Source organism: Rothia sp. 11273D007AR, assembly GCF_053547255.1.
The window spans coordinates 64117-87715 of sequence record NZ_JBPPWJ010000003.1; the positions used below are offsets into that span (position 1 = coordinate 64117).

Annotated in this window: 18 protein-coding genes and 1 tRNA gene; 13 read left to right on the top strand and 6 right to left on the bottom strand. The window is 60.5% G+C overall.

Annotated elements, in window-relative coordinates:
• Positions 1 to 24: 24 nt before the first annotated feature.
• Both ACED88_RS02375 and ACED88_RS02380 read left to right on the top strand, forming a co-directional pair.
• Positions 25 to 1851: an ATP-dependent helicase gene (locus tag ACED88_RS02375; RefSeq protein ID WP_185174401.1), complete on the top strand. Its 1827-nt coding sequence runs from the start codon at positions 25 to 27 to the stop codon at positions 1849 to 1851.
• A complete protein-coding gene (locus ACED88_RS02380) occupies positions 1851 to 2426 on the top strand; it encodes a M48 metallopeptidase family protein (RefSeq protein ID WP_449108605.1) in 576 nt (191 codons plus the stop codon). The genes ACED88_RS02375 and ACED88_RS02380 overlap by 1 nt, the downstream gene beginning before the upstream one ends.
• A gap of 29 nt (positions 2427 to 2455) precedes the next feature.
• Here ACED88_RS02380 and ACED88_RS02385 read toward each other — a convergent pair whose 3' ends face one another.
• Entirely contained in the window at positions 2456 to 3844 is a 1389-nt protein-coding gene (locus tag ACED88_RS02385; protein WP_449108606.1) for a zinc-dependent metalloprotease, read from the bottom strand.
• 161 nt (positions 3845 to 4005) lie between these two features.
• On the opposite strand from ACED88_RS02385, the gene ACED88_RS02390 reads away from it, so the two are divergent.
• From ACED88_RS02390 to ACED88_RS02405, 4 genes are all read left to right on the top strand, one after another.
• Entirely contained in the window at positions 4006 to 5091 is a 1086-nt protein-coding gene (locus ACED88_RS02390) for a YlbL family protein (RefSeq protein ID WP_449108607.1), read from the top strand.
• A gap of 167 nt (positions 5092 to 5258) precedes the next feature.
• Positions 5259 to 8297, top strand: a complete 3039-nt coding sequence (locus tag ACED88_RS02395; RefSeq protein WP_449108608.1) for a UPF0182 family membrane protein — start codon at positions 5259 to 5261, stop codon at positions 8295 to 8297.
• 146 nt (positions 8298 to 8443) lie between these two features.
• Positions 8444 to 8520 (top strand) — tRNA-Met (locus ACED88_RS02400).
• Positions 8521 to 8985: 465 nt separating this feature from the next.
• Positions 8986 to 10365 carry a lipase family protein gene (locus ACED88_RS02405; protein WP_449108609.1) on the top strand — a complete coding sequence of 460 codons (1380 nt, stop codon included), beginning with the start codon at positions 8986 to 8988 and terminating at the stop codon, positions 10363 to 10365.
• A 160-nt stretch (positions 10366 to 10525) separates the two neighbouring features.
• On the opposite strand, the gene ACED88_RS02410 is transcribed toward ACED88_RS02405, so the two are convergent.
• The gene (locus ACED88_RS02410) at positions 10526 to 11320 is read right to left on the bottom strand and encodes a hypothetical protein (protein WP_449108610.1); all 795 of its coding nucleotides are present in this window, start codon (positions 11318 to 11320) and stop codon (positions 10526 to 10528) included.
• 439 nt (positions 11321 to 11759) lie between these two features.
• Positions 11760 to 12182: a hypothetical protein gene (locus ACED88_RS02415; protein WP_449108611.1), complete on the bottom strand. Its 423-nt coding sequence runs from the start codon at positions 12180 to 12182 to the stop codon at positions 11760 to 11762.
• A 331-nt stretch (positions 12183 to 12513) separates the two neighbouring features.
• On the opposite strand from ACED88_RS02415, the gene udk reads away from it, so the two are divergent.
• On the top strand, positions 12514 to 13140 hold the full coding sequence (gene udk, locus ACED88_RS02420; RefSeq protein WP_449108612.1) for a uridine kinase: 627 nt from the start codon (positions 12514 to 12516) through the stop codon (positions 13138 to 13140).
• 149 nt (positions 13141 to 13289) lie between these two features.
• Here udk and ACED88_RS02425 read toward each other — a convergent pair whose 3' ends face one another.
• Positions 13290 to 14006, bottom strand: coding sequence for a PspA/IM30 family protein (locus ACED88_RS02425; RefSeq protein ID WP_449108613.1), 717 nt, complete (start codon positions 14004 to 14006; stop codon positions 13290 to 13292).
• 190 nt (positions 14007 to 14196) lie between these two features.
• Positions 14197 to 16218 (bottom strand): TPM domain-containing protein, encoded by a 2022-nt coding sequence (locus tag ACED88_RS02430; RefSeq protein ID WP_449108614.1) that lies wholly within the window; start codon positions 16216 to 16218, stop codon positions 14197 to 14199.
• Between the two features lie 251 nt (positions 16219 to 16469).
• Here ACED88_RS02430 and ACED88_RS02435 point away from each other — a divergent pair, with 251 nt between their 5' ends.
• Complete coding sequence (locus tag ACED88_RS02435) at positions 16470 to 17921, top strand: S1C family serine protease (RefSeq protein WP_449108615.1); 1452 nt, start codon at positions 16470 to 16472, stop codon at positions 17919 to 17921.
• Here the strand turns inward: ACED88_RS02435 and ACED88_RS02440 are convergent.
• A complete protein-coding gene (locus ACED88_RS02440; RefSeq protein ID WP_449108616.1) occupies positions 17918 to 18385 on the bottom strand; it encodes a tRNA (cytidine(34)-2'-O)-methyltransferase in 468 nt (155 codons plus the stop codon). The two genes, ACED88_RS02435 and ACED88_RS02440, sit on opposite strands and share 4 nt — an antisense overlap.
• 146 nt (positions 18386 to 18531) lie before the next feature.
• Between ACED88_RS02440 and ACED88_RS02445 the strand changes: the two genes are divergently transcribed.
• The 5 genes from ACED88_RS02445 to mtrA all read left to right on the top strand — a co-directional run bounded on the left by ACED88_RS02445 (position 18532) and on the right by mtrA (position 23596).
• Positions 18532 to 19764, top strand: a complete 1233-nt coding sequence (locus ACED88_RS02445) for a cysteine desulfurase family protein (RefSeq protein WP_449108617.1) — start codon at positions 18532 to 18534, stop codon at positions 19762 to 19764.
• A gap of 215 nt (positions 19765 to 19979) precedes the next feature.
• Positions 19980 to 21173, top strand: a complete 1194-nt coding sequence (gene mnmA, locus ACED88_RS02450) for a tRNA 2-thiouridine(34) synthase MnmA (RefSeq protein WP_449108618.1) — start codon at positions 19980 to 19982, stop codon at positions 21171 to 21173.
• A gap of 125 nt (positions 21174 to 21298) precedes the next feature.
• A complete protein-coding gene (locus ACED88_RS02455; RefSeq protein WP_449108619.1) occupies positions 21299 to 21679 on the top strand; it encodes a chorismate mutase in 381 nt (126 codons plus the stop codon).
• Positions 21680 to 21737: 58 nt separating this feature from the next.
• Positions 21738 to 22844 carry a hypothetical protein gene (locus ACED88_RS02460; RefSeq protein ID WP_449108620.1) on the top strand — a complete coding sequence of 369 codons (1107 nt, stop codon included), beginning with the start codon at positions 21738 to 21740 and terminating at the stop codon, positions 22842 to 22844.
• A 68-nt stretch (positions 22845 to 22912) separates the two neighbouring features.
• Positions 22913 to 23596, top strand: a complete 684-nt coding sequence (mtrA, locus tag ACED88_RS02465; RefSeq protein WP_449108621.1) for an MtrAB system response regulator MtrA — start codon at positions 22913 to 22915, stop codon at positions 23594 to 23596.
• Positions 23597 to 23599 lie beyond the last annotated feature (3 nt).

The window sequence follows — 23599 nt, forward strand, 5'->3', positions numbered from 1 at the left end:
ATACGAGGGTAGGGGAGAAGCACCATGATTCACGATAAGCTCAGGGCCCAGCCCATTACCCTGTCTGCCCCCAACCCCGAGACTATCCTTGAGGGGCTTGACCCCGAACAGCGCCGGGTGGCTACCGAATTGGCTGGGCCCATGTGCGTGATGGCGGGTGCCGGTACCGGCAAGACCCGGGCCATCACCCACCGCATCGCCTACGGTATCGCCATCGGCCGCTACAACCCGCGGGCTGTCCTGGCTCTCACCTTTACCAACCGGGCAGCCGAAGAGATGAAAGTGCGCCTGCGCCAACTGGGTGCAGCCGGGGTCGTAGCCCGTACCTTCCACTCAGCAGCCCTCGCCCAGCTACGCTATTTCTGGCCCCAGGCCATCGGTGGAGCCCTGCCCGAGATTATCAAGAACAAGTCCCAGTTCATCATCGAATCAGCTCGCCGCCTAGGGCTGGCTACCGACCGGGCCATCGTGCGCGACCTCGCCAGTGAAATCGAGTGGGCTAAGGTCTCTATGCTCACGGCCGATTCCCTCATGCCCCACCTGGCCCACCGGGAGCTGCCGGCAGATATCAGCCCCATCGACATGGTGCGCCTGCTGCGCACCTACGAGGAGCTTAAGGACGAGCGCAACGTCATCGACTTTGAAGATATCCTGCTGCTGACCGTCGCCATCATCGAGGAAAACCCCGATATCGCCGCCCAGATTCACCAGCAGTACCGCCACTTCGTGGTGGACGAATACCAGGACGTCTCCCCCCTGCAGCAACGCCTACTGGATGCCTGGTTGGGGCGCCGCGATGACCTGTGCGTGGTGGGCGATGCTTCCCAGACCATCTACTCTTTCGCCGGTGCAACCAGCCGCCACCTGCTCGAATTCCGCACCCGTTTCGAGGGTGCCACCGTGGTCAAGCTGGTGCGTGACTACCGTTCCACCCCGCAGGTGGTCGACCTGGCCAACCGCCTGCTAGCTGCCCGCCGTCAGATGCCCGACTCCACCCGCTACTCCTGGGCCCCGCCCCTGCAGCTGGTCTCCCAGCGAGAGCCCGGGGCTAAACCCGAGTGGTTTGAGTACGCCGATGACGAGCAAGAAGCAATCGGTATCGCTGAAGACATCAAGGACCTCATCGACAAAGAGGGCGTCCCGGCAGCCGATATCGCCGTGCTCTACCGCACCAACTCCCAGTCAGCTGCTCTGGAACAGGCCCTCACCGACGCCGGAATCAACTATCAGCTTCGCGGCGCAGAACAGTTCTTTGACCGCCCCGAAGTCCGAGCCGCTATCAGCATGCTCCAGGGCGCAGCCAAGGGCGCTGAAGCCACCGACAGCGTCACCCAGCTCGTGAGAGATAACCTCAAAAACCTGGGCTGGTCAGCCAAAGCCCCCCAGCGCTCCGGCCAGGAACGAGCCCGATGGGAGTCCCTTGAAACCCTGGTGTCCCTTGCCGACCGCCTCGCCGACGAGCGCAGGCAAGCGCGGGAGCGGGCGTCCGCTAACGGCGCCACCGACCTGCCCCCCGAATTCACCCTCTACGAGCTGGTCGCCGTGCTCATCCAGCGCTCCCAGCACCGCGATGCTCCCTCCCTCAACGGCGTCACCCTCGCATCCCTGCACGCAGCCAAGGGCCTGGAATGGGAGGCCGTCTTCCTCTGCGGCCTTAACGAGGGCCTTATGCCCATCTCCTTCGCCCAAACTAGCGACGAGGTAGATGAAGAGCGCCGTCTCTTCTACGTCGGAATTACCCGCGCCCGCTCCTACCTGACCCTTAGCTGGTCGCGCTCGCGCACCCCCGGCGGACGGGCGGGACGCAAACGCTCCCGCTTTATCAACGACATCGCTCCCAAGGGGGTTTAGTGGCTATTTCGCGTGAGATTCTGCCGGCAACGGCGTCCCGCCCCGAGATTGAGGTGGTGCGCTCTACCCGCCGTACCCGCACGGTGCAGCTAGCTCCACCGAACCAGGGCGGACGCCTGCGCCTGATGGTCCCCGCCACCTCCACCGACAGGGAGATCGAGGACTACCTGCGCCGCATGCTACCTAAGGTAGAGGCCCGACGCGCGCGTAAGGACGCCGGTGCCCAGCGGGGTGCCCTCGATGAGTTTTTGCGGGAGCGAGCTGACTACCTGCGAGCCACCTATCTGCCGGAAGCCCCAGAACCGCTCTCTATCCGGTGGGTCACCAACCAGAAGCAGCGCTGGGCCTCAGCTACTCCTGCTGAGCGCACGATTCGCATCTCGCATACACTTCAGGGCGCACCGGAGTACGCCCTGGATTCAGTGATTTTTCACGAGCTCTGCCATTTTCTGGAGTCCAACCATTCACCGGCTTTTAGGGCCCTTGAAGCCCGCTACCCCCACCTTGAGAAAGCGCGGGGCTTTTTGGAAGGTGTTACTTTTGGGCAGCGGGCGCAACAAGCAGGAAGGGCCTAGAGAAGACTTTTCCCTAGACCCGTGCCTCTTTATTCTTTGTCTTTGCCTTCGGTACCTTCCGTGGGCTCCTCGTAACCGCCGGCTAGAAGTTTTTCAAGGGCCGCGTCGAACTCGTCCTCGCTGGCGTTGAGCAGGGCCCGGCGGGAGGTGAAGCCTGCGGGGTCATCCAGATCCTCACCGGTGGGTAGAGTCTCGGGGCCCTCCCAGAGCTGGTCACGGGCCTCGAAGCCGTGGTTTTCTTCGTAGCGGCGCCAGAAGGCAAGGGCCTCGCGCATCTTGCGGGGGCGCAGCTCAAGACCAACCAGCTGGGCGAAAGCGTGCTCTGCGGGGCCGCCGGTGGCGCGGCGGCGGGCCATGGTTTCAGCCAGCTGCGGGGCCATGGGCAGGTTTTTGGTGGCCTGCTCGGTGACGAGGCTGACCCAGCCTTCGATGAGGGCCAGCAGGGCTTCGAGGCGGTCAAGGGCCAGCTGCTGGTCTTCGGTGAGCTGGGGCTTGAACATGTCGCCGGCGAAGGCGTCCATCATGGCTTCGGGGTTTGAGGGGTCGAAATCGATGTCGTTAGCAGCTGCCTGCATACGCTCAATATCAACGCGGATACCTCGGGAGAAGCGTTTGATAAGGTCGATGATGTCTTCACGCAGCCAGGGGTTGGTCTTGTGTAGGCGAATCAGGGCAGCTTCTCGCACGGCAAGGTAGAGCATGACCTCTTGGGCCGGGATTTCTAGGCCTTCACCGAAGGCTGCAACACCGGCAGGTAGCAGGGCTGAGCGCCCCTGGGCCAGGGGGATACCAATGTCGGTGGACGAGACAACCTCTTCGGCGAGCTTGCCGATAGCCTGCCCCATCTGCATACCGAACATCATGCCGCCGAGACCAGCGAAGAGATTACCGCCGCCGAGCATGCCGGCCATTTCTTCGGGCATCTGCTGCTGGATAGAGGAGGTCATTGCGGAGGAGACTTCTTCGGCAACGGGGCCAGCGATGTCTTTCCAGGTGGCAAAGGAGTTCTCAACCCACTCGGCTTTGGCCCAGGCTTCAACACCGAAGGCAGGACGCTCGAAGATGGTCACGGGGTCCAGCCAGAGATCTGCCAGGGCAGCAGCATCACGGACCGCGCCTGTCTGGGATGAAGTCACCGAGGGGTCTTCGCCCATGGCCAGTACCTGGCGGGCGTGCTGCTTGGCCATGTCCCAGTTGACGGGGTCGTCGCTAGACTGGGCGCTCATCATGGAATTGACCTGGGCGAAGATGCCCGAGAGCATGGCCGGGTCGAGGGGGATACCCATGTTTTTGAGGGCATCGGCGTCGAAGCCCGTGGCCCCGTTCATGGCTGACGGATCAAACCCCTGCTCCTGTAGCTTCTTGAGGAACTCTTCAAGGGGGTCACGGCCAGCTGAGTCGTAGGGGTTGTTGGTCACGTTCTGCCTCGTTTCAATAGGGGGCTGCGGCGCCCGCCGCTACTGTTTCTCACTAGCCTACCGACCTCGTCGCGTACCCCGGGATGCTTTTAGCCCTGAGCCAAGTGGGAATTTACTGGGGAGTGGGCTGGGCTGGGCGATTTTGCTAGTAGGCTAGTCCTATGGTTTTTTCGAAGAGGGACAAAGCAGGTGCCCGCCCCCGTGAACGTCGGGCTGATTTGCGCACGGTGAGCGCGGTGGGGGCCCTAGGCCTGTCGATGTTTTCGCTGGTAATCCCGGTTGATTTCGTGACCGAATCACCCGGCCCTACCTTCAACACCATCGGTGAGTTCGATAGTAAGCCGCTCATTGAGATTGAGGGCGCCCAGACCTACCCGGTAACCGGCAACCTCGATATGACCACGGTATCGGTTGCAGGCGGACCCAACACTTCTCTCTTTGCGGTTGGAGCGCTGGCAACCTGGCTGGAAGACTCTACCGCGGTACTGCCCAGCGATTTGATCTATGCTCCTTCAGTGACCAGTGAACAGGTCAGTGCGCAGAATAGTGCCGATATGACCAACTCCCAGGAGGTAGCTCAGGCGGCTGCCCTCACCCAGTTGGGCATCGACTATACCGAGATTTTAACGGTGTCAGGTGCCGTTGAAGGTGGCCCCAGCCAAGGCGTCCTCCAGGAGGATGATGTGATTACCGCTCTCAACGGTGAGCCGCTGGCAAGCTACACCGACCTGACTGAGCGGGTGAACGCGTCCGCCGGGCAGCCCGTCACCCTCACCGTGACCCGCGACGGCAGCGAACAGGACGTTTCCGTCACCCCCTCCTACAATGAGCAGGGGCAGCGCTATGTACTTAGTCTGTACATCGCCCGCTCTTTTGAGTTCCCCATGACCGTCAACTACGGCCTAGAAGAGGTGGGTGGTCCGTCGGCCGGCATGATGTTTGCCCTGGGCATTATCGATGAGCTGACCGAGGGTGAGATGACCGGCGGTATTCACTTTGCCGGAACCGGCACCATCGACGCGGACGGCACCGTAGGCAGCATCGGCGGCATTGAACAAAAGATGCGGGGAGCTACGGACGCCGGTGCTACGGTTTTCTTGGCCCCGGCGGATAACTGCGATGAAGTGGTCGGTAACGTGCCTCGGCGCTTGAACGTCATCAAGGTATCAACTTTGGATGAAGCGGTAGATGCGGTGACCCGCATCGGCCAGGGTGAAGACCCCGCAACCTTCCCCACCTGTTCATAAGGGGCGGGGCTGGTCACCCCAGAGCTGAAATGCTAAGCCTACTCTCGAAACTCACAGCTTTCTTTGGCAAAATAGTGTCTTATATGTAGCGTCGCCCACTGTGCGGCGTCACCCACCACACAGGCCGCACCTTTGCGGCAGACATGAAACACAACTAAAGGATACCCGTGAGTACCGGAAGCACCCCTCCCCGTTCATCATCACGCGCTCCTCAACGTAGCAACCGGCCGCTGACCGTGACCGTGGCAATCATTGCCGCCCTGGTCGTAGCCTTTGTTTTTGCAACCCAGGTGTACACCGACGTCCTCTGGTATGACCAGCTGGGCTACCTCAAGGTTTTCATCACCCAAAACCTGACCCGCGGTGCCGTCTTCCTGGTTGCAAGTATCGTTGTAGGTATCGCCGTCTGGGCCAGCCTCTTCTACGCCTATAGGCACGGCCAACTACAGACTCCCAGTCCCCGCCGTCGTCCTGCCGGCCCCCGAGTGGATGCCAACGGCAACCCTGTGCCCGACCCCTACGGCGATATGCAGGACCTTTTCAACCAGAACATGGAGCGCTACCGCCAGGGTATTGAGCGCATGCGCAAGGTCCTTCTGATTGCTGTGCCGGTTCTTCTGGGCGCCTTCGTCGGCAGTGGGGCGATGACCCAGTGGGAGACCGTCCTACTCTTCTTCCAGGGCGAAAGCTTTGGTACCACAGACCCCGAGTTCGGTCGCGACCTGGGCTACTTCATGTTTACCCTGCCCTTCCTCAACGTGGTGACCGGCCTGCTGAGCACCGCCATTATCTTCTCAGCGATGGCAGCTTTGGTCATGCACTACTTCTACGGCGGCATCGTAGTGGGGGAGCGCGGTATCACCACCACCGTGCACTTCCGCCGCCACATCGCAGTGCTCGGTGCTCTCTTCATTCTGCTGCGCGGCATCACCCTGTGGCTGGCCCGCTACAACGCAACCCAGGATCAGTCCGGCTCCTGGGCCGGTGCCATGTACAGCGACGTCAACGCCATCATCCCGGTCAACGCGATTCTGGCAATCGCATCCCTGCTAGTCGCAGCCCTCTTCGTCCTGGCCGCCGTACGCGGGAACTTCCGTCTGCCCATCATCGGCACCGCCGTACTAGTGATTGCTTCACTGGTCGCCGGTGGCATCTACCCCTGGGTTGTACAGCGCTTCCAGGTCGTACCGAACGAACAGGCCGCAGAAGCCCCCTACATCCAGCGCAACATCGACGCTACCCGCGCCGCCTACGGCCTGGACCAGATCGACGTTCAGAACTACGACGCCACCACCTCCACCGCAGCAGGTGCCCTGCGCGGTGAGAGTGAGACCATCTCTAACATCCGTCTGCTCGACCCCAACGTGGTCTCCGGTGCTTTTGCCCAGTTGCAGCAGTTCCGCCCCTACTACCAGTTTGGGCAGAACCTCTCAGTGGACCGCTACACCATTGACGGAACTGAGACCGATACCGTTATCGCTGCCCGTGAACTGAACCCCGACCAGAACGCCGGGTCATCCTGGGTTAACCAGCACGTGGTCTACACCCACGGCTACGGCGTCATCGCCGCCTACGGCAACCAGGTTGAAGCCGACGGTAAGCCCAAGTTCATCCAATCGGGCATTCAGGCAACCGGTGCCATTAGTGGTGACTACGAGCCCCGTATCTACTTCGGCCAGAGCTCACCCGACTACTCCATCGTGGGTGGCACCGCCGAGGACGAACCGCTAGAACTTGACCGCCCCCAGACGGCTGACGACGAGAGCGGCGCGGACGCCAAGTACACCTTCAGCGGTAACGGCGGCCCCGTCATCGGTAACGCCTTCAACCGTCTGGCCTACGCCATTAAGTTCCAGTCCTCAGACATCCTGCTGTCGGATGCTGTCCGCCCCGAATCCCAGATTCTCTACGACCGCGACCCCTCAGAGCGCGTGAAGAAGGTTGCCCCCTATCTGACCGTAGACGGCAACCCCTACCCGGCTATCATCGACGGCCAGGTGCTCTGGATTGTGGACGCCTACACCACCAGTAACCAGTACCCCTACTCGCAGGCAGCCCAGCTTGATAATGCGACCTCTGATTCAGGGACCGCATCCGGCGTAACCCAGGCCCTGCCTAGCCAGCAGGTTAACTACATCCGTAACTCGGTCAAGGCCACGGTAAACGCCTACGACGGCTCGGTTACCCTCTACGCCTGGGACGACCAGGACCCGGTATTGAAGACCTGGCAGAAGGTCTACCCCGATACCGTGCGCCCCTACAGTGAGATGAGCGCTTCGCTCATTGAGCACGTGCGCTACCCTCAGGACCTCTTCAAGGTACAGCGAGAGATTCTGAATGCTTACCACGTGACCAACGCAAGCAGCCTCTACAACGGGGACGACCGCTGGTCGATCCCCAACGATCCCACCAATGACAGCGGCCGCCCCCTACCTCCCTACTACATGTCCCTGCAGATGCCGGGTGAAGACTCAGCTCAGTTCTCACTGACCACCAGCTTCATCCCCCAGCAGTCAGACAGCAACACCCGTAACGTCATGTACGGCTTCCTCTCAGCCAATGGCGATGCCGGTACCGGTAAGGACGGCGAAAAGGCTGAAGGCTACGGCAAGCTGACCCTGCTTGAGCTTCCCCGCTCGTCGGTTGTTCCCGGCCCCGGCCAGGCTCAGAATGTGTTCAACTCAGATACCGCTGTTTCAACCGAGCTGAACCTGCTGCGCCAGGGTGCTTCTGATGTAATCAACGGTAACCTGCTCACCCTGCCCGTGGGCGGCGGTATTCTCTACGTGCAGCCGGTCTACGTGCAGTCCTCCGGCGATGCCGCCTACCCCTCACTGCGCCGCGTCCTTGTGGGCTTTGGTGAGCAGGTCGGCTTCGCCCCCACCCTGGAGGAAGCCCTGGACGAGCTCTTTAGCGGTTCCTCTGGTGCTGAAACCGCTGCCGATGCCGGTGTCGACGAAACCGAGGCCGCTCAGGCAGCTGACGGTACTGCGACCAGCACTGACAGCGCGAGCCTGACCGGTGCCCTGCAAGATGCCCGCAAGGCGATGCAGGACGCGGACACCGCTATGAAGGCCGGCGACTGGGCCGCCTACGGTGAAGCCCAGACCCGCCTGAACGAGGCTTTGCAGCGCGCCATTGATGCTGAAGGTATTGAGGGCACTGCCACCACCGAGGCAAGCCCCAGCCCCTCGCCCTCCAACTAGGAGTCAGGCTGTAGCAGCCCTGGGCAGATAAGGACGCCGCCTCCCGCACTCAGCGGGCAGGTGGCGTCCTTTTGTGTAGAGTACATCACAAATGCCAATTTTGGCTTGCGCTGTGTTGATGAAGTGCGTATAGTTATATGAGTCGCCGCGGGGTGGAGCAGTTCGGTAGCTCGCCGGGCTCATAACCCGGAGGCCGCAGGTTCAAATCCTGCCCCCGCAACCAAGACAAAGACCCAGTTCTTTTAGAACTGGGTCTTTTTGTTTATCCAATTATCGACACTCGCTGAGACTCAGTTAGTAGTTGATATAGGGGAGTGGGTTTTGCGGAAGGGGGTTGGGCTAGTTTTTATCGTCGCTAATATTTTCCTGTAGGTAGCCGAACCAGCCCAAAAAATTGAGCGCTAGTACGCAGGGTATTACATAGAGAAAGAGCCCGGTCCAGGAGAAAGTTATGTCTTCAGTGCTATTTCTGACTAAGAGATTTATGTTGAACTGGAGTCGCAGGAAGTAGATGAAAAGCCCCAGCGCTAGTCCTAAGAGATTCAAAGGAGCAAGGTGTTTCCATAGAGGCTTTTTATCGCGAGGTGTATCATTCATCTAAGTCTTCAGCTCCTAGCTATCTAGCTGTACACTTTGAGGGTGCTGGATTCTCAGCACCCTCACTCGCATTTTACCTCTAGGGAAACTCATGGCTAAATACACGCCGCGCCACGCCGCGCCCAAAAACGTTAGCAAACGCCGGGCAACTGCCCTCTCACTCACCGCCCTGCTGGCCCTCAGCATGGCCCCGGCCAACGCGGCCGAAACCGCGCCCCTGACCGAAAACAGCCAGGCCGTGCAAGAAGCAGAAGCACTCATTCAAGAAGCTCTCACCAGCGAGGGCAGCAGCCCCGCAGCTATCTACAACGACGCCCCCGAAGCGCTAGCTAGCGAAAATTTCTATGACGCCCCGGCCCAGCTGCCCACCGCGAACGGTGCCCTCATCAAGAAGGAAAACTTCACCTTCAAGGTCGACGCCAACAACGTCATTGCCCACCCCGTAGCCCAGGCCCAGCGGATTATGTATAAGTCCACCGACCACCGGGGCAACCCTGTGGCTGTCACCGGTACCGCACTCACTACCACTAAACGGTGGGCTGGCCCCGGCGAGCGTCCTATCATCGCCATGGCCCCCGGAACCCAGGGGATCGGGGACTCCTGCTCACCTTCCAACCAGTTCGCAGCTGGTAGTGAGTACGAAAGCCTTGTTATCACCTCCCTGCTGAACGCTGGCTACAACGTCGTGATTACCGACTACATCGGCCTGGGCACCGCTGGAACCCACAGCTATCTCAACCGCGTAGACCAGGGCAACGCAGTTCTGGACGCCGCCCGTGCAGCCACCGCCGCCGAGCTTGGCCTGGGCAGCGCAACCTCACCTATCGGCCTCTGGGGCTACTCCCAGGGCGGTGGTGCGGTGGCATCTGCCGGTGAACTCCAAGCAAGCTACGCTCCCGAACTTAACCTCAAGGGCATCTACGCAGGCGCTGTACCTGCCAATCTACAGGCGGTTACCAGCTTCATTGACGGCGGTCTTTACACAGGTTTCTCACTGATGGGCGTTGTGGGTCTGGCCGATAGCTACGGCATCGACCTGAGCCACAAACTCTCAGCCGAAGGGCAGGCTGCCCTTGAGACAGTGCGTGACCAGTGCACCCTAGACGCCGTCGGAACCTTTGGTTTCAAGAACACCCGCACCCTCACCGCCAGCGGCCAGACCCTGGCCCGCGAAATGACCACCGACCCCCAGGTCTCACAGATCATGGCGCAGAATAACCTGGGCCAGCAGGGGCGGCACCCCGAAGTGCCGATCCTTATCGCATCCTCCTGGGGCGATGACGTGATCCCCTACCAGACCAACCGTCAGCTGGCAGCCGACTACTGCCAGCAGGGTTCCCGGGTCACCTTCTATACCCTGGCAGGTGTCACCCACGTTGCCGGTATTTTTGAAGGCATCCCCCGCGGTCTGATTTTCCTAGATCGTCAGTTCAAGGGGCTCTCCAGCATCAACTCCTGCTGGCAGTTCTAGCTTTTTATAAAACGTGCATATATCAATAGGCCCGGGCAGGGCACTACTCCTGCTCGGGCCTATTGCACGTCTTTTTCAGGTGCCTCTCTCACAACTGAGAGGCTGACTCACGGTATAGGCTGCTCCTTACTCTGTGTTGACTAGATGAGATGGAAAAGAATTAGATACCTGCTGACAGATAGCTGACGACGCCCCAGGGGGAGGTTACGGTAACTCGATACTGAGTCTTAATGACTGCTCCGCTGGTGGTGGCGGTATCGCCGAAAGTAGCTGCCGGCATGCGGGTCATGAAAGACACCACGCTGGCACCGGCCTGACCGTTGGCAATGTTGCTCATGACCTCAATATCCCAGCTCCAGCCGTCGCGGCCGTCTTTGGTGGTGTAATGGTTGCCGTAGCCCCAGGTGTGCATGGTGTTCTTCGTGACCATAGGAGCTTCTGCAAAACGCAGGTAGTTGTAGAGCTTTGCATAGGTGGTGTCTGCGCCCTTGAAGTCGTCGTTGAGGCGAATCATGGGGACGTTTGCACCAACTCCGCGGGTGCCGTTGGAGCTGTAACTTGCACCGCCGTTAGTAAAAATGAAGCGGTCGCTACCGGTAGGAGTGGGGCGATAGACCACATCACCTGCAACGTTTTCGATAGTTACAGAAATGATGGTTCCCTGGCCTACACCATCGATGCCGTTCACTGAGTTGATGTCAGCATCAGGCTTACCGCCTGCCGGGTAGGTCGGAGGCCAGGTGTTGGCGGTTGCGCTTGAGTTAGCGAGGGGGTTGCCTGCCTGAGCTCTGGGTAATGAATTGTCGAAAGTAAATGCTTGCAGCCCGGTAGCGCAGCTACTGGTGGGGTAGACGGCCCACTCAAGTTCTTTAGCTACAGAACCGGTGAAGTTGCCCTGGGAAGGCCAGACATTGGACCAGGGGGCAGAAACAATTTTTTCCGTAGGTGCAGTCATCTTCAACTACGGGGGCGGACGCCGCAAAAGCAGGTACAGATGTGCTGGCAAGAATGACGGGGGTTGCCCAGGCTGCTCCGCGTGCCAGGGTGCGACGCTGGATCTGAGGTGTAGTCACGGTAGTTTTCCTCTAGTGGTGGTGCAAGGTTATGGATGATTCTGCAACAGCTGTTGAAACAACCGTATCACCAAAACTTTTATTTGGCACGTCTGTATTTATCTTTTAATTGGGGATATTTGATTGGGGCTAGGGAAAGCTCCTAGTAAACACGTGAATGTCTACAAATATTGGGTGTTTAAGATTTTTTGCGGCGCTCCTGCTGGGTAAAAAAGATAGATATATAAAAACATCTGTGCTTTTACCTCTTGTGGTGGCACAAAGAAAAGACCGGCCGCACCATAAGGTGCGGCCGGTCTTTAGTTTATTGAGGTGAGAGCCTTAGGCTGCCTGGGCCCAGTGACCTGCAAGGTCTGCTGCCAGCAGGGTTCGCAGGGTGCTGGTGTAGTCGGCAGGGATTCGGCTAAAGCGATAGCCGTCAATAGTAAGGGTGTTGCCCAGGAAGGGGAGGTGGGTCAGCTTGGCCTGATCAAGTGTATGCAGGTCAAGTGAAACGCTGTTGCCTGCCTGGAAGGAGTTCTTGAGAATCAGGACGCGCTCGTTAGTGATGACCAACAGAGAGTCGCCAAAGCTGCCAAACTTGCCGGTGGCTACATCAACAACGGTCTCACCGCGCACCATGGAATCTGCCATGTGCAGAGCCTTGTGGAACTTCTTGAGCCCACCGTGGGAAGAATGGCGCTTGACGGCAGAGCTCAGCGAAGCGCTGGTGTAGGTGTCGGTTGCCCAGTTTGCAAAAATCATGGTGCTCTTCCTCAAATGGTTGGTGGGGTGGTGTACGAGCTGTACCCAACTATACACATATTTTGTCCCCCAAAGGGCATGTTGTAGAGAAAAAATTTGTCCCCCGCTTGTCGCATCTCCTCAATTGCCCCCTGTTTGAGCTGGTAGGCCCTATATCTGGGAAAAAGCTGGGTATTAAAGTTTGGCAAAAATTTACCTGTGAAACGTATAGGTAGCGACTGGGGACAAACTGTGCCAGGATTTTGGGGGACAAAGCCGGGTAGGTGCCGTCCCCTGGGGAGCATGCCACAATAGATAGCAGTAATACTTCGACCTATAGGGCTGCACTCACATGAAACCCCTGATTATCGGTATCGCCGGTGGAACCGGCTCAGGCAAAACTACCCTGACTAACTCCCTGCTTGAAAAGTTTGACGGTCAGGTGGGCGTGATTTATCACGACAACTACTACAAGCGCAACGACCACCTCACCTATGAGCAGCGCTGCCTGCTGAACTACGATGCACCCGAGGCCTTCGATAATGATCTTCTGGTGACCCACCTTAAAGCCCTCATCGAGGGGCAGACTATCGAGACCCCTGTCTACGATTTCGCGGATCACAACCGGTCAGATGAGACTCTCATCGTTGAACCCCAGCCCATCATTATCCTCGAAGGCATCCTGATTTTTGCTGAGCCCGAAATTCGCGACCTGTGCGATATCAAGCTCTTTGTTGATACTGATGCCGATGTGCGCATCCTGCGCCGCCTGCGCCGCGATGTCATTGAGCGCGGCCGCACCATCGAGTCGGTTGAGGCCCAGTACCTCACTACCGTCAAACCCATGCATGAGCTACACGTAGAGCCCTCTAAGCGCCACGTAGACATGATTATTCCCGAGGGAGTCAACGTGGTTGCTCTCGATATGCTGTTCCACCGTATTACCGGCCAGATTGGCACTCAGGCGAGCCAGTCCTAGCTACCGCTACAGGTAGTCGTTGCTGTCAGCTGACTTCCTTACCTGTACTACCTTTATTCGCCTGCCTACCGTCAATAGGGGCCCACTTCTAAAGAAGTGGGCCCCTATTTCTGTATGGGCCTCTGTTGCGTCAGCGCCACAGTACCCTTTTACTGTTTGCCGGCCTTGAGGGCTGCTAGGCGGGCATCGAGTTCTGACTGACGGCCAAGTTCTTCAAGATCGTTGAACTGGGCATCGAGGGAGGATGCCGCGAGTTCCTGCTGGCCGCGCACGCGGGCTTCCTCACGGCGGACCTTATCTTCAAAGCGAGAGATTTCGCTGGTGGGGTCCATGACGTCAAAGGCCTTGAGGGCGTCATTGACCTGGGACTGGGCAGCAGCTGACTTTTGGCGGGCAACGAGTTCATCGCGCTTACGCTTGATTTCGTTCAGCTTCTCCTTCATCTGGGTCAGGCCGGTCTTGAGCTGTTCAACCACAGCGGTCTGAGACTCAATCTGAGGCTTGATCGCTGAAGCTTCGTTCTCTGCCTGCATCTGGCGGCCCAGGGCGATCTTGGCCAGGTTATCGAACTTGTCGGCGTTGGCGGTGTCGCCTGCTGCGCGGAATTCGTCAGCCTTATTGGAAGCTGCCAGGGCCTTGGAGCCCCATTCGTTTGCCTCGCGCAGATCTTCGGCGTGGTCTTCTTCCAGCATGCGCAGGTTACCGATGGTCTGGGCAACAGCCTGTTCTGCTTCGGTAATGTTGTTGGTGTAGTCACGCACCATCTGATCAAGCATCTTCTGGGGGTCTTCTGCGGCATCGATCAGGGCGTTGATATTGGCCTTGGTGAGCTGGGCGATACGGCTGAAAATGGTCTGCTTAGCCATGAGGGTACCTTTCGGTGGGTGAGGAAAGCATGAGCGGGCTTGCTGTGCCTTCTTTTATTGTGTCAAGGTTCGGGTCAGGTAGTGGCGTGCCACACCTGGTGGTTACTACGTTGTCAGCGAAAACTAAGCCTGTGCACAGGCAGGGGGCTGTGTGCGAGCAAGAGGAGAGAGGCGGACGGACGCCGGTGGGCTAGAAGTTGCCCCCGGCACCTCCGCCGTCGCCCCAGCTGCCTCCACCGCCGAAGCCGCCGCCAAAGGTGCCGCCGCCCATACCGCCGCCAAAGCCGCCTGAGCCAAATCCACCTGACCCGAAGCCGCCGCCGGAGCTGTGGTTGCTGCCCCCGAGGAGGGTGCCGAGCAGGATGCCGCCCAGCATGGCTGAGTTGTAGTTGCCGCCGCCGGAGTAACCGTTGCGCTGGTTGAAGCGGTCCACATCGGAGCGGGCGATGCGCTGGGCTTCCCCTGCGAGGCGGATAGCGTCATTGGCGTGGGACAGGGCCGCGATGGGGTCGCTGTGCTGGAGCTGCTGGGCTTCGGTAAGGTGGCGTTCTGCCTCGCGGAGGCGGGTGCGGGCTTCGGCCTTGACGCCGCCTCGTCGTGCCCAGACGTATTCGCTGGCTGACGATACCTGGGCCTGGGCGGACACCAGGGTATGGCCCAGGGTTTCACGGGCACTGCGCTCTTGTTCGTGGGTTTGGCGCACCGCATCGAGGGCAGTGTCTAGGTCTGACCGTACTTCGTGGAGCCGCTGGTTGAGCAGGTAGGGGTCAATCAGTCCGGCGGAGCGTTCGGCTCGAATCTGGCCGAGCACGGCCTGAACCCCGGCGGCAGCACCGGAGAGCTGGCTGCTACTGCCTGCCCCTGTGCGGGCTAGCTCCTGGGCCTGGGCAACGTCGCGGTCAGCCAAAATCAAGGCGTTATCGAGGGAGGCTGCCATCTTGCCCAGGTCGGTTTCGGCGTGGTGAATCGATTCCAGTAGGCCCTTGGCCTGGCCCAGGGCTTCTTCACCGGCGCGCAGGGCGAGAATGGCCTGGCTTCGCTGGCTGGTCAGTAGCTCTTCGGCCTCAGTAGCTTCTTGGCGGGCAAAGTCGAGGCGGGCCTGGGCTTCGCTGATGTTGTCTGCCACCGCCCCGAAGGCGCTGGGGGAGTAGAGGGTACCGAGGCGATCGAGGGACGCCTGGGCGGCAGGAAAGAGCGGGGCTGCTGAGGCTATGCCCTGGTTGAGGGTAGCGAGAGCCTGGGGCGCGGTTTCTTCGAGTTTGCGCAGGTTGGTGAAGTTGGTAACCTGCTCGTTGAGGGCCTTCTGGGCGTCCTCGGTGCGGGCAAGAATTTCGTTCAACCAGGCCCGCTGATCAGCTTCGGTGTCGGGGATTTCATCGTCCAGCTGTTTTTGCAGCTGGAAGGAGCGCTGCATGTGGTTCTTGGCCTCTTCTATGGCAGCTAGGAAGGGTTTGACCTCGTCATCACCGTACTGAAGGCGGGCAAACTCGACCTCCTGCTGGGAGTGGGCGATGGCGTCATCGGTGGCGACCAGCTGGGCACCTGCCCGGGTACGCAGCTCCTCGATAGAGGGCGAGGGCTGGGAGGGAGAGGGGCGCCCGGAGCGGCTACCGCCGGTGTTTTTGCGGGCGGACGCTCGTGAGCGGCTCAAAGCCCAGGCTCCACCGCCTGCCAGAGCGGCTACGCCCAGAAGAGTAGCGCCGCCAGCCAGGACACCGGAGGCACCAGAGACGACAGAGCCTGACCCCAGCTCAGATTCGATACCGGTAACGGCGGCCCGAGCCGCTGCCGCATAGTCGGAGTTGGCAAGTTCAGGATAGATGTAGGTCTGATAGATTTTTTCCTGCTGGTTGTTAGAAAGCACCGAGGTGGAACCGGCCATAAAGTAGGCCTGGCGGGCTTCAGTGGCAATGACCAGCACCACGTCGTTGGTGCCCATGTTGTTAAGCGTGGCAAAGTCACTGGTCCACTCTGAAGAGGAGCTAGGGCTTTCAAACTGATCAATAGTTATAACAAAGAGATTGACCTGTTTGTCACTGGCAAGCTGGCTGATGGCGTCCTCTAGCGAGCTTGTATTCCCCAGGGCCGAGGTTGTATCGCTCACCCGAACCCCGGCGTCCAAATCATAAGGGGCTGCCGCAAGAGCGGCGGGTGCAACCCCGAGTGCCAGAGCAGCGGCAAGAAGGGTAGAAGCAACAGGTTTGCGTGACATGGGGTCTCTCTTCTAGCGGTCAGCTGTATTTGAGCTCTATTGTAGCCCCGCTCACCCTTGTTCAAGTCAGCTCCGGTGATGACGTTCACCCTCAGCTCACGGTGAGACTGCTACTTTCTGCGCCCACAGCAAACACACAGGGACGGTTCATCTTCAACACAGACCGTTAGCGCATAGTGGGAGCTAAGAAAACACTGTATGCACCTGAATCCGGTGCATACCCTCAGACCTTATAAAGAAAGCTGCTTGAGATGTCACAGAACTCATGGGAACCCACTCCCGATTCGTCGTCCGCTGATCGCACCGTTCCTATGAATCAGCAGCAGGTAGCGGCCTCCGCCGGGGGAGCCTCCAGCCAGGACGACCCCACTACCGTTTTTGCTGCCCAGCAGGCTCCTGCCGCCGGGGCCTACGCCTACGCAGGCGCTACCTCCGGTGCTACCTATGCCGGTGATTACGCCTCTGCCGGCCAGCCCGAACAGAACAAGGGCAAGTACGCAACCCGTACCGTCCTGGCAGCAGTCGCTATTGCTGCCCTGGTCGGTGGCGGTATCGGCGGTGGGGTAGTAGCCGCAACTTCCACCGGTTCAGCCTCAAGCATCACAACCACCAGCTCGGGCACCACCATCGTCAACAACACTGACTCCGTCAACGCTGTTACAGCTGCTGCTGCCAAGGCGACCCCCTCCACCGTCACCATCGCAGCAACCTCATCGAACGCATCCGGCTCGGGCTCCGGCGTTATTCTCGATGCTGAGGGGCACATCCTCACCAACACCCACGTGGTTACCCTCGACGGGGCCACCGCTAACGCCGCCATTGAAGTTCAGCTGGCTGATGGTAGCGTCCGTTCCGCTACCGTGGTCGGCACCGACCCCACCAGCGACCTGGCCGTCATTAAGCTCGATAGCACCAGCGGCCTAACCCTCACCCCCGCCACCCTGGGCGACTCTGATGCCCTCAACGTCGGCGACACCACCGTAGCTATCGGTTCCCCCTTGGGGCTGTCTAACACTGTAACCACCGGTATCGTCTCCAACCTGGTACGAACCATTGAGGTAGCTTCATCGGCAGCCGATGAATCTACCACCGACTCCGGTAGCGGCACCACTGACCCCTTCGGCAGCTCTCCCTTCCAGTTTGAGATTCCTGGCCAACAGAGCCAGAGCGCCGGTGCAAGTACCACCATCTCGATTAACGTGATTCAGACAGACGCTGCCGTCAACCCGGGCAACTCGGGTGGTGCTCTCATCAACTCTAATGGTGAAGTTATTGGCATTAACGTGGCAATTGCATCCACCGAATCATCAAGCTCTTCGGCTAGTGGCAATATCGGGGTCGGCTTTGCGATTCCCATCAACTATGCCAAGCGAGTAGCCCAGGAAATCATTGCTAACGGTTCAGCCAGCCACGGCCTGCTAGGGGCGACCGTCTCCACCTCACCCGCCAACAACGACTCATCCGAAGCCTTCGGCGACGGCGCCCTGATTCAGGAGGTCACCAGCGGCGGAGCCGCCGAAGCCGCCGGCCTGAAGTCAGGCGATGTTGTCACCGCTGTTGACGGGCGCAGCATCAGTGAGGCAACCGAGCTGACCGCCGCCGTCCGCCAGGCAGCAGCCGGTGACGAAGTGACCCTCACCGTTGAGCGCAACGGCTCTACCCAGCAGGTCACCGTGACCCTGGGAGATGCCGCCAACAGCTAGAGGGTTCCACCAGCAAAGCCGTGCTGGCGCCAGGCTTCAAACACCGCAATTGAGGCGCTGTTAGCCAAGTTGAGGGAACGACGGCCCGCAACCATGGGAATCTTCACCCGCTGGGTGACATGAGGGTCGTTCTGTACCTGCTCGGGTAGGCCTACCGACTCGGGGCCAAACATGAGCACATCGCCCTCTTGATACTCAATATCGGCAAAGTTAGTGCTGGCGGTTGTGGTGAAGGCAAAGACGCGGGCAGGAGCTAGGGCCTCCCATGCGTCCTCGAGGGTCTCGTGCACGGTCATGACCGCCAGGTCATGGTAATCGAGGCCAGCCCGGCGCAGGTTTGCGTCCTCAAAGTTAAAGCCCAGGGGCTTGACCAGGTGCAGCTCTGCGCCGGTGATAGCAGCAAGACGAATCGCGTTACCGGTATTGCCAGGAATTTCAGGGGTATAAAAAAGAATCTTGAACACCCCAACAGTTTACGCGCCCGCCGCGAAATAAAAGCGCGATGGGAGCTGTTGAGAGGGTGAAGCAGTCCATAGCCTGCCCCAAGAGCGGGGGAGTATGATGGAAGGCTGAATTGTTTTGACCAATCGCCACGGAAAGGCCAGCGCCCATGCCCCGGGTCTACCTGGACCACGCCGCCACCACCCCCATGCTCCCTCAGGCTATCGACGCCGTGGCGGAGCAGATGAAAATTGGCGGCAACCCCTCGTCCCTGCATTCAGCGGGCCGCTCTGCTCGCGCTACCGTCGAGTACGCCCGCGAACGTATCGCGCGGGTTGCCGGCTGCGACGCCGCCGAGATCATCTTTACCTCCGGTGGTACCGAGGCAGATAACCTAGCGATCAAGGGGCTCTACTGGAAACGCCGCGAAGCCAACCCGGCTGCGACCCGCATTGTTGTTTCGGGCATCGAGCACCACGCCGTGGGCGATGCCGTTGAGTGGCTGCAGGCCCATGAGGGGGCAGAGGTGAGCTGGGTAGCTCCGGACGCCAGCGGTGTAGTCAGCGCCGAAGCGGTTCGACAGGCGGTGGGCGAGAGCCCTGAGACGGTTGCCCTGGTGACCGTCATGTGGGCCAACAACGAGGTGGGCACCGTGCAGCCCGTCGCAGAAATCGCTGCGGTAGCTGCAGAATTTGGGATTCCCTTTCATACGGATGCCGTCCAGGCCTTTGGCACCCTGCCGGTGAGCTTCAAGGAATCCGGCGCCACCACCATGGCTATCTCAGCCCACAAAATTGGCGGGCCCATGGGAATCGGCGCCCTCATCGCCACCCGCAGCGCCCAGCTCATGCCCGTACTCCACGGCGGCGGGCAGGAACGCTCCGTGCGCTCAGGAACCATTGACGCCGCCTCTATCGCGGGCTTTGGTGCAGCAGCTGCCGAAGCAGGGCAGAACCTGCTCGCCGAAGCAGGCCGCCAGGCCGAGCTGCGGGACCGCCTGATCGAGGGCGTCCTCGCCGCTGTTCCCGAAGCCCAGCTGCGCGGGGCCGCCCCCGAAAGCGCCCAGGACCGAGCAACCGGCACCTTCAACCGCCTACCGGGCAACGCCCACTTCACCTTCCCCGGCTGCGAGGGCGACTCCCTGCTCTTCCTACTCGATATGGCAGGGGTGGAGTCGTCCACTGGCTCAGCCTGCAACGCCGGGGTGCCCCGCCCCTCCCACGTCCTGCTGGCTATGGGTCTGAGCGAGGACGAGGCCCGCGGAGCCCAGCGCTTCACCCTGGGGCATACCAGCACCGAGGATGACGTCACCGCCCTCCTCACCGCCCTCCCCGGCGCCTGGGCCCAAGCTAAAAAGGCAGGTATGGCAGGACATGCCCCGGACGCCGCTCGTTGGAACTAAAAGACCTGAGATAAGGCGAGGTAGGACGCGGCTGACCGACCGCTGGGACATGGGGGGGGGCAGGACGGTGGACCGGGCAGGCACCTGGCCGCGACCCTCTCGGGCTCGCGCGGGGCGCTCGCCCGATTCACGCCAGCCCCGAGCCAGCGGCCAGGGTTGCCTGCCCGCCCCACCGCCCAAAAACTTCAACTAATACTGAATGTAGGACTAAAACCATGAAAATTCTTGCTGCTATGAGCGGTGGCGTGGACTCGGCCGTTGCCGCCGCCCGCGCCGTTGAGGCTGGCCACGAGGTGGTCGGCGTGCACCTGGCGCTCTCCCGCATGCCCGGCACCCTGCGCACCGGCTCCCGCGGCTGCTGCACCATCGAGGACTCCATGGACGCCCGCCGGGTCTGCGACCAGCTGGGAATTCCCTTCTACGTCTGGGACTTCTCCGAGCGGTTCAAGGAGGACGTGGTCGATGACTTTATCTCCGAGTACGAGCGCGGCCGCACCCCCAACCCCTGCATGCGCTGCAACGAGAAGATCAAGTTCGCGGCCCTGCTGGAGAAGGCCGTGGCCCTGGGCTTTGATGCGGTAGTGACCGGCCACTATGCCAAGGTCATTACGGACGAGAACGGCAACCGGGAGCTGCACCGCGCAGCCACCTGGGCCAAGGACCAGTCCTATGTTCTGGGTGTGCTGACCCACGAGCAGCTCAAGCACGCCTGGTTCCCCCTGGCCGATACCCCCTCCAAGGATGAGGTACGCGCCGAGGCCGCCGAACGTGGCTTCTCGGTGGCGAAGAAGCCCGACTCTTACGACATCTGCTTTATTCCCGAGGGTGATACCCGCGAGTGGCTCGAAGAGCACATCGACATGACCGAGGGCGACATCAAGGACACGGACGGACGCGTGCTCGGCAAGCACCGCGGCTCCCAGGCCTTTACTGTGGGCCAGCGCAAGGGGCTGGCCATTGGGCACCCTGCCCCCGACGGTAAGCCCCGCTTCGTGCTAGAAATCCGCCCCAAGACTAACGAGGTCATCGTGGGCGGTAAGGACCTGCTCGAAATTGACGAGATCCGCGGTATCCGCGAAACCTGGGCCGGTCTACCCGTAGAAGAAGCTGCAGCCTTCCTGGTCGAAGAGCCCGCAGAAGGTGCCCGCTCGGCGTCCTTCGACGTCACCGCCCAGGTGCGAGCCCACGCAGACCCCGTTCCCTCGACCGCCCACTTGGAATGGGTAGTTGACGACGAATCCGCTGAGCCCGGGGCCCTGCGCCTGGAAACCGTGGTGCGCCTGCACGAGAAACTGCGCGGTGTTGCTCCGGGGCAGACCATGGTGATTTACCAGGGCACTCGCGTGCTGGGCCAGTCCACCATTGCCCGGGCCTACAGCCTTGACCGGGCCGACATCACCGCTAACTAGGTAAGGTCATGCAGGCTCGCGCTCGCTGCTGAACCATTTGAAGCTTCTACACCCGGATAAGTCCACAGGGTGAAATCTGTGGGCTTGCCCCTGCAAACAGCACCTGAGGTTTTTAGACTAAACACATGAACACAACTCCGAAGGCCCACGACGTGCAGGCCCACACTGACTTCGATACCCGCGCCACCTCGATGACAGGGGTTGACTCGGCAGTATTGGAGGAGCTGTTTACCATGCGTCAGACCATCGACAACATGGATGCAGCCCTGGTGCATATTCTTGCTGAGCGGTTCCGCGCAACCCAGCGCGTCGGCCACCTCAAGGCTGAGCATTCTCTGCCGGCGGGGGACCCGGGGCGGGAAGAAGCCCAGATTAAGCGCCTGCGCTCGCTGGCTGAAGCTGCCCACCTTGACCCGGAGTTTGCCGAGAAGTTCCTGAACTTCATTATTTCTGAGGTCATAAGGCATCACGAGAAAATTGCGGCTGAGGCCGAACAGAAGTCCTAGCCGCTCAATTTTCAGCCCGCAACCTACGGCCACCGGTAGGTGGTAGAAAGAGTTCCCTATGCCTGTATCGAGGCCTGCTCGCCCTGCCCTGTACTTGCCGACCGATGCCGAAATGCTGGCTGCTCGTAAGGACCTAGAGAGCCCGCTGACCTTTGATGAGCACCTGACGGTTCGGGCTACCGGCCTGGGCGCCTGGGCAGGGGACGATGTGTTCGATGCGGTGACCCGTGTCCGCGGTGAGCTGGGGGAGCCCCATATTAGTTACCTGCCGGAGCTGGCTGACCGGGGCTACCGGGCAACCCTGCTGGCACGGTCGATTGCGGCCCTGGATGGGTTGAGCGCGGACGGCACCGCCGCAGGTTGGCGGCTCACGGGCGGCTACGCTGCTGAGGGGGAGGCTGCCAGGTCGCTCTTGGAATCTGATATCAATATCCTGGCGGATGCCGTGGGGAAGGAAAGCGGGGCTGCCCCCGGAACCATCAAGCTGCGTCTGCTGGGGCCGTTGAGCCTAGCTGCCAGTACCTACTTGAGCAGTGGCGAGCGCGTCCTCTCAGATTATGGTGCTCGGCGTGATGTTGCCGAGGCTCAGCGGGCTGGTTTTCACGGTGTGGTGAAGCTGCTGCGGCAGGCTGTGCCCGGTGCGCAGGTGCTGGTGCAGGTAGAAGAGCCCCTGCTGGTTGAGGTGGCGGCAGGCCAGCTGCCGACCTCTAGTGGCTACCGTACCCTGCGGGCTGTGCCGCGTCATGAGCTAGTGGCCCTGTTGGGGGCCCTACACGAGGAGCTAGAGGGTTTGGGCGCTCAGGTAGTCACCCGTACTGATTATGTGAAGTTACACCCCGAGGTGAGGGCTACGCTTGCTAGCCCCCTGCTATCGATGGCGGGCCAGCCCACCTCAGCGTGGGAGGCACTGGCACCCCATCTAGAAGCTGAGAAGGGGCTTTACCTAGAGGTTGTTGATCCGTTGGTCCGGGTGCCTGCTGGCGATCTGGCTCGGGGGCTGTGGCGCACCTGGTCGGACCTTGGGTTGGGGAAGAAGCTTCTCAACCAGCTGGTGCTGACCGAAACCGGTAGCCTAGCTGCCACTGATCCGCAGCGGGCTACCACGGTGCTGGGGCACCTGACTGAGACAGCCCGTGCCCTGTCTGAAATCGCCCAAGACGCCTAAACCGGCTTGCCACCTAACCCCGGTACACTAGGGGAAGGCCCATTGTGAACCTCACCAGGAGACCCACCGTGAAAGAAACCATTCTTGTAGTTGACGACGACGATGCCCTGTCAGAGATGGTGGGTATCGTGCTGGCGCAAGAGGGCTACGAGACGGTCTTCTGCGACGCCGGTGACCGTGCCTTTGAGGCTTTTGCTACCCACCACCCCGACCTGATTCTGCTGGACTTCATGCTGCCGGGTATGGACGGCATTGAGGTCTGCACTCAGATTCGCAGGGAATCTGACGTGCCTATCATCATGTTGACCGCCAAGGGCGATACCGAGGACGTGGTCAAGGGGCTAGAGGCTGGCGCTGACGACTACATGACCAAGCCCTTCAAGCCTGCTGAGCTGCTGGCCCGCGTCCGTGCCCGCCTGCGCCCGCGTGAAGACCGCCATAACGAGCCTTTGCGCATCGGCAATCTCACCATTGACCTGGCGGGGCACGCGGTCAGCCGCGAGGGTGAAACAATTCAGCTCACCCCTCTTGAGTTTGAACTTCTGGCAAACCTGGCCCGCCAGCCGGGCCAGGTCATGACCCGCGAGGCCCTGCTAGGTAATGTGTGGGGCTACGAAAAGACCGTCGATTCCCGCCTGGTCAACGTGCATATTCAGCGTCTGCGCGCCAAGATTGAGCGCGACCCCGAGAACCCCGAGATCGTGCTGACCGTGCGCGGTGTGGGCTACAAGGCCGCGGCAGGCCAGCGCTAAACA